The following is a 6,981-nucleotide window of genomic DNA, read 5'->3' on the forward strand; positions in this document are numbered from 1 at the left end:
GCTGACCATTAGGTCTTAACAGGAATTTGAAGGCTTGTAGTCGTTTCATATGGAAGATGATATTTTTGGCCTATGACAAAAGAAACTGATATTCGTCGAGGAAGACACAGTACTTTCCTGATGCATGTTCACCTGGTATTTGTTGCTAAGTATCGACGAAAAATATTTGATCAGGATGCCATTGAGAAGCTACGCAGCTACTTTGCCAGTGTATGCGCTGATTTTGATGTTGAACTGGTTGAGATGGACGGTGAAAGCGATCACGTTCATTTGCTGGTCAACTACCCGCCAGAATTAGCGGTATCCAGTTTGGTGAACAGCCTCAAAGGGGTGTCCAGTCGGTTACTCCGTCGTGACCGCCCTGATATTGCGGCTCGGTATTATTACAAAGGCGTTCTGTGGACTCCGGGTTACTTTGCCAGTAGTTGCGGCGGAGCGCCAATATCCATCATCAGGCAATACATTGAGCAACAGCAAACACCAGGTTAGGTAGAAAACCGTGCCTTATATCCCTGCCCTGAAGGACGGGGCTTTACGGCACACCGGGTAAAATTACCCGCTCCCCGTTCCGGAAGACTACCCTTATCGTGGATACCGATAAGGAGAAGACTATGCCACGGTCCCTGATACGTTCATTTATTGCCGCGACTTTCCTGTTTTCTGCAGGCGTTAGCTGGGCCGCCGCGCTCAAGGTTGAGGTGCTACAAAGTAAACTCGACCACCCCTGGTCGTTAGCTTTTTTACCGCATAACCAGGGCATGCTGATCACGCTGCGTGCTGGGCAATTGCGCCGTTGGCAAACCGACGAAGGGCTGGGCGACCCGATTGTTGGGGTGCCAAAAGTCTGGGCCCATGGGCAGGGGGGCCTGCTGGACGTGGTGCTGGCGCCTGATTTTGCACAAAGCCGTCGCGTCTGGCTCAGTTTTGCCGAAGGCAATAGCGATGATAAAGCAGGTACGGCGGTGGGTTACGGCACGCTGAGTAGCAATATGCAGCGGCTGGAGAACTTCAAAGTGGTATTCCGCCAGGCGCCAAAGCTTTCCACCGGAAACCATTTTGGCGGGCGTATGGTCTTTGACGGCAAAGGTTATTTGTTTATCGCGCTGGGGGAAAATAACCAACGTTCTACCGCGCAGAATTTGGACAAACTGCAAGGGAAAGTGATACGCCTGACGCAGGATGGCGAAGTGCCGCCGGATAACCCATTTGTGGGTAAGCAGGGAGCCCGTAGCGAAATCTGGTCTTACGGGCACCGCAACCCTCAGGGTATGGCATTTAACCCAGCCAACGGCGAGCTTTGGCTTAATGAACATGGTCCGCGTGGCGGTGATGAAATTAATGGATCACAACCGGGTAAAAACTACGGCTGGCCGCTGGCGACCTGGGGCATAAATTACAGCGGGCTGCCGATCCCGGAAGCAAAAGGTGAAATCGTTGCCGGCACTGAGCAGCCCCTTTATTACTGGAAAGTTTCTCCTGCGGTGAGCGGCATGGCCTTCTATAACGCCGATAAATTCCCACAATGGAAAGGGAAGCTGTTTATTGGCGCGCTGAAAGAGAAAAACCTGATTGAGCTGACGCTCAGCGGCGACAAAGTCACGGAACAAAAGCGTTTGCTTGACGACCACGGCGAGCGGATCCGTGATGTGCGCGTCGGCCCGGACGGCTACCTTTATCTCCTGACCGACGAATCTGACGGGCAACTGCTGAAAATCAGCCCCTCAGCTTAGCGGGATCATTACCGTTTTCTGGAAGGCGGGGCGCTGGGTCAACTGCTGATACCAGCGTTGCAGGTTGGGAAAATCATGCCACTGGATGTCGAGGTTAAACAGGTTGTAAATGATTGGGCCAGGGGCAATATCGGCGCTACCGAACGCTTCGCCACTTAGCCATGGCTGATTGGCCAGTTCCGCATCCAGCATGGCAAACAGGGTGTTGCACTGCGCGATGCTATCGGCAATCAGTTTTTCATCGCGTAGTTCAGGCGCGGTGCGTACCAGGCTGAAAAAGACTCCACGATGTGGACCGGCAAGGGCGGTTCCCGTCCAGTCCATCCACTTTTCACCACGCGCACGCGCGGCAGGTTCGGCAACCCACAGCTTCTCGCTGGCGTATTGCGCAGCCAGATAACGCACGATGGTGTTGGACTCCCACAGCGTCAGGTCGGTGGCGTCGTCCTGGATACAGGGCACCAGCGCGTTCGGGTTCAGCACCAGATATTCGGCATCCTGGGTTTTACCAAACTGGCCTCCGGCCGGAATGACTCGATACTCCACGCCCGACTCTTCCAGGCACCACAGCACTTTCTTCACATTCGTTGAATTGACCCGGCCCCAAACAGTAATCATGTTGTTTCCCCATTGGTTGGTTTATGCCTCAGTATGGCGCGCATTGGTGAAGAAAACAGCACGTAAGCGCCATTGCCGCTAAAAAACTCGTCAACCAGGCGGCAAGCGACGCCGTTATCGAATAAACTTAAAAAACTTTACCAGGGCTATGTTTCTTTAAGCGGTTTCACACGTTAGTTTACTGGCAACTTGCATGATTGAGCGGCGGCGTGCGCCGTGACTTTTTTAGAATGGATACTGGGTGGTGTTATGAAAACTTTGCAAATCCCTGCTTCGCTACGAGCATTGCTGGCAGGTACGACTCTGTTGTTGATAGCCGCGCCTGCGGCAGGTGCAGAACAGACGGCGAACGCACCGCAGGTCGATGCGAAAGCCTGGATCTTAATGGATTACGCCAGTGGCAAAGTGCTGGCTGAAGGCGATGCCGACCTGCAGCTGGACCCGGCGAGTCTGACCAAGCTGATGACCAGCTATGTGGTTGGGCAGGCGCTAAAAGCCGATAAGATCAAACTGACCGATATGGTTACCATCGGCAAAGATGCCTGGGCTACCGGTAACCCGGCGCTGCGCGGCTCATCGCTGATGTTCTTAAAACCGGGCGATAAAGTCTCGGTAGAGGATTTGAATAAAGGGGTGATTATTCAGTCGGGCAACGATGCCAGCATCGCGATTGCCGATTATGTGGCTGGCAGCCAGGACTCGTTCGTCAGCCTGATGAACAACTATGCGCAAAAGCTGAACCTCACTAACACCACGTTCAAAACGGTACACGGCCTTGACGCCTCAGGGCAGTTTAGTACCGCGCGCGATATGGCATTACTGGGCAGAGCGTTAATTCATGATGTGCCGGAAGAGTACGCCATCCACAAAGAGAAAGAGTTCACCTTCAACAATATTAAGCAGCCCAACCGTAACCGCTTGCTGTGGAGCTCAAACCTTAACGTGGACGGCATGAAAACCGGCACCACTACCGGCGCTGGCTACAATCTGGTTGCCTCGGCAACCTCTGGCGATATGCGCCTGATTTCCGTGGTGCTGGGCACCAAAAACGACCGTATTCGCTTTAATGAAAGTGAGAAACTTCTGACCTGGGGCTTCCGCTTCTTTGAAACCGTTACCCCGATCAAACCGGATGCGACTTTTGTCACCCAACGCGTGTGGTACGGCGATCGGAGTGAAGTTAATCTCGGCGCAGGCGAAGGGGGGGCCGTCACCATTCCACGCGGGCAGTTGAAAAATCTGAAAGCCAGCTTCACCCTCAACCAGCCGCAGCTTACCGCGCCGCTGAAGAAAGGTCAGGTTGTGGGCACTATCGACTTCCAGCTGAACGGTAAATCCATTGAACAGCGTCCGCTGATGGTGATGCAGGCGGTGGAAGAGGGGGGCTTCTTTAGCCGGATGTGGGACTTCGTGCTGATGAAATTCCACGGCTGGTTTGGCAGCTGGTTTGCCTGATTACCATTGAACTGAAACCTTTACCGACGCGGCGTACTCCATAAACGCCGCGTCGGGCTGCTGATTGCTGATAATCAAATCAAAGGCGGAAAGCGGCCCCATACAGGCGGCGCGGACTTTGCCGAATTTGCTGCTGTCTGCCACCAGCACGCGCTGCTGCGCCATCTCTAACGCCCAGTGTTTTACCGGTAGCTCATCGAGATTAAAACAGGTCGCCCCGTGCCGGGGATGAAGCCCTGCCGCCGAGAAAAAGGCAATGTCCGGGCAAAAATGATTCAGACACTGCTGGAAATTGAGCGGTTTGAATATCGCATTACTGGCATGAAACTCACCGCCGCTCAAAATCACCCGACAAGCCGGTTTATCCTGCAGCGCCAGAAAAGTATTTAACGAGTAACACACGCCGGTAAATGGCAGCTCATCATCCAGCGCTTCAATGATATAAGGCGTGGTGGTGCCGCAGTCAAAAAACACCGTCTGATGCGGGCGCACCAGCGCTGCCGCAAGCCTTGCCGCATGGCGCTTTTCATCAATGCGACGGGATTTCTGATCGCTTAACAGATAGTGATTGGCGGTGACGCTGCGGGGTTCAAGCACCACATAGCCGCCGAGCAACACCACCGGGCCTGCTTCGCTGCTGAGGTCGCGGCGAATGGTCATTTCAGAAACACCGAGCAGGGCGGAAGCCTCTTTCAGATGAATTTTGTCGCTGCGTTTAAGTGCCTGAATCAGGCGGTTGATACGTTCGTCGCGCCGGGTTTCCATAATGCCCTCTGAATAGTAAAAAACCGGCAGCGCCGGTCTTTTCACTCTATTTTCGACATCTTACCTGCGCGCTAAGGCTTAGTCACGCACCCAGCCTTTACGGATGGGCCACGCGAAACAGAAACGGTAATACTGATGCAGACGTGCGTAAATCTGCCTGCCCGAGGTATTTGCGCGATCATCATACTTTAGGTTCCTTAACCAGCCATGTGGAGACCATGCCGTACACCACCACTTGCGTTAACCATACCCACCAACCTGCCCACAGGTTGTGGCTGAAAAAATGCGCGCCGCGCATCACCTGGCCGTAACCCATCGCCAGACCCAGCGCGACACCTAAGGCGCAGCAGCTCCATGCCAGGCGCGGGCGCTCGCGATAAAACAGGAAAAACAGCGCCATCACACCAAACCCGCTTGAGGCATGGCCGCCAGGGAAGCAGTGCCCTGAGCCGCTGCCGTCAGGCACGGCACCAAACAGCGGATACGAGATTGCTTTGCCGCCGTACTCCAGCAAATCCCACGGACAGGAGTGATGGCTGGCAGTTTTCAATATCCCGACGCTTAGTGCGCCCAGCCCGAACAGCGCCGCCACTAAAATCAGGCGTGGCTGCCGGCGAATCAGGCCATACAACAGGCAGAACGCTCCGGCGGCGATAATTAACTGTTTCAGCAGGCGGTGGTTTAGCAAATCCAGCAGCGGATCTTGTTGCCAGGGAAAGCTTTGAGTGGCGGCGTCAAACCAGTAGCCGGTCAACAGATGGTCTAACCCCTCATCACGCGCCAGCCAGGTAAACACCAGCGCCAGCAAAAACAGGGCAATAAGCTGGTTAAGGTAAAAGCGTAGCGGCAGGCGGTAAAGCATTTTTGTCTTATTTGTCATGTTGTTGGGTTATAAAATTCTGAACAGGGAGCAAGGATACGCAGGGGATATTAAGAAAACCTTAAACGGCTGAGTTATCCCGCTGGCGTCACTAACAATTCACTATCTACTGCGCGGGCAATTTATTACACTTCGTGCGTTTTCTTCTCCTTTGAGTTTCTCATGCAAAATAATAAGCGACTGGGTCGCCAGGCACTGCTGTTCCCGCTGTGTCTGGTGCTCTATGAATTTTCTACCTATATCGGCAACGACATGATCCAGCCCGGCATGCTGGCGGTTGTCGAACAGTACCATGCGGGGCTTGAGTGGGTGCCGACCTCGATGACCGCTTATCTGGCGGGCGGCATGTTTTTGCAGTGGCTGCTGGGGCCGCTGTCCGATCGTATTGGCCGCCGTCCGGTGATGCTGACCGGCGTGGTGTGGTTTATCGTCACCTGTCTGGCGACATTGCTGGCGCAAAACATCGAACAATTCACCTTCCTGCGATTCTTGCAGGGCATTAGCCTGTGCTTTATCGGTGCGGTAGGGTATGCGGCGATTCAGGAGTCTTTCGAAGAGGCGGTGTGTATCAAAATCACCGCTTTAATGGCGAACGTAGCGCTGATTGCCCCATTGCTTGGCCCGTTGGTTGGGGCCGCGTGGATCCACTACGCGCCCTGGGAAACCATGTTTGTGCTGTTTGCGGCGCTGGCGGCGTTCTCCTTCTACGGCTTACACCGCGCGATGCCTGAAACCGCGACGCGTCTGGGGGAAAAGCTTTCGCTGCGTGATTTAGGCCATGATTACAAGCTGGTGCTGAGCAACGGGCGCTTTGTTGCCGGTGCGCTGGCGATTGGTTTTGTTAGCCTGCCGCTGCTGGCGTGGATCGCACAATCGCCGATTATCATCATTAGCGGCGAAAAGCTGTCGACCTACGAATATGGTTTGTTGCAGGTGCCAATTTTCGGCGCGCTGATTATCGGTAACCTGGTGCTGGCGCGGTTAACTTCGCGCCGCAGCGTGCGTTCGCTGATTATTCTCGGCGGCTGGTGGATTGTGCCGGGGCTGGTGGTTGCGGCGGTGGCGACGATGGCATCAACGCACGCTTACCTGTGGATGACTGCCGGGCTGAGTATTTACGCCTTCGGGATTGGCCTTGCGAATGCAGGTCTGGTTCGTTTGACGCTGTTCGCCAGCGAGATGAGCAAAGGTACCGTTTCGGCAGCGATGGGCATGCTACAGATGCTGATTTTCACCGTCGGGATTGAGGTGAGCAAGCATGCTTATCTGCTTGGCGGCAACGGTTTGTTCAGCCTGTTGAACCTGGCAGGCGGCGTTATCTGGCTGGGTTTGATGTTGGTGTTTTTGCAAGATAAGAGCGTGGGTAACCGGACTGACGCCTGACAATCACCCTCACCCAAAGGGTAGTATCTTATACATAACTCACACCTCACTCTGGCAATCTGTCAGGGTGAGATTTGTAAGCTTCACAGGTTTTCCGTTCACCTGAACCTATAGTTATCTCTGCAACTTCTGCATACGGTGAACGTGTCA

At 54.2% G+C, this 6,981-nt stretch carries 7 protein-coding genes; 4 read left to right on the forward strand and 3 right to left on the reverse strand.

Features of this window, described 5'->3' with window-relative positions; all coding sequences use genetic code 11:
- Positions 1-72: 72 nt before the first annotated feature.
- Together tnpA and EHN07_RS13330 are read left to right on the forward strand one after the other, a co-directional pair.
- Entirely contained in the window at positions 73-489 is a 417-nt protein-coding gene (gene tnpA, locus EHN07_RS13325; protein ID WP_124024597.1) for an IS200/IS605 family transposase, read from the forward strand.
- 122 nt (positions 490-611) lie between these two features.
- A complete protein-coding gene (locus EHN07_RS13330) occupies positions 612-1,730 on the forward strand; it encodes a PQQ-dependent sugar dehydrogenase (protein WP_124024598.1) in 1,119 nt (372 codons plus the stop codon).
- Here EHN07_RS13330 and EHN07_RS13335 read toward each other — a convergent pair.
- A complete protein-coding gene (locus EHN07_RS13335; RefSeq protein WP_124024599.1) occupies positions 1,722-2,348 on the reverse strand; it encodes a glutathione S-transferase family protein in 627 nt (208 codons plus the stop codon). The two genes, EHN07_RS13330 and EHN07_RS13335, sit on opposite strands and share 9 nt — an antisense overlap.
- A 249-nt stretch (positions 2,349-2,597) precedes the next feature.
- Between EHN07_RS13335 and dacC the strand changes: the two genes are divergently transcribed.
- A complete protein-coding gene (gene dacC, locus EHN07_RS13340; protein WP_124024600.1) occupies positions 2,598-3,803 on the forward strand; it encodes a serine-type D-Ala-D-Ala carboxypeptidase in 1,206 nt (401 codons plus the stop codon).
- On the opposite strand, the gene deoR is transcribed toward dacC, so the two are convergent.
- Positions 3,804-4,568 carry a DNA-binding transcriptional repressor DeoR gene (gene deoR, locus EHN07_RS13345; protein ID WP_124024601.1) on the reverse strand — a complete coding sequence of 255 codons (765 nt, stop codon included), beginning with the start codon at positions 4,566-4,568 and terminating at the stop codon, positions 3,804-3,806. It abuts the gene before it with no gap.
- Between the two features lie 181 nt (positions 4,569-4,749).
- Positions 4,750-5,430, reverse strand: a complete 681-nt coding sequence (locus EHN07_RS13355; RefSeq protein ID WP_244202401.1) for a phosphatase PAP2 family protein — start codon at positions 5,428-5,430, stop codon at positions 4,750-4,752.
- 180 nt (positions 5,431-5,610) lie between these two features.
- Between EHN07_RS13355 and EHN07_RS13360 the strand changes: the two genes are divergently transcribed.
- Entirely contained in the window at positions 5,611-6,831 is a 1,221-nt protein-coding gene (locus EHN07_RS13360; protein WP_124024603.1) for an MFS transporter, read from the forward strand.
- The last annotated feature ends 150 nt before the right edge of the window (positions 6,832-6,981 follow it).

It is taken from the genome of Buttiauxella warmboldiae, assembly GCF_003818135.1.
In the GTDB taxonomy this organism is placed as follows: Bacteria; Pseudomonadota; Gammaproteobacteria; order Enterobacterales; family Enterobacteriaceae; genus Buttiauxella; species Buttiauxella warmboldiae.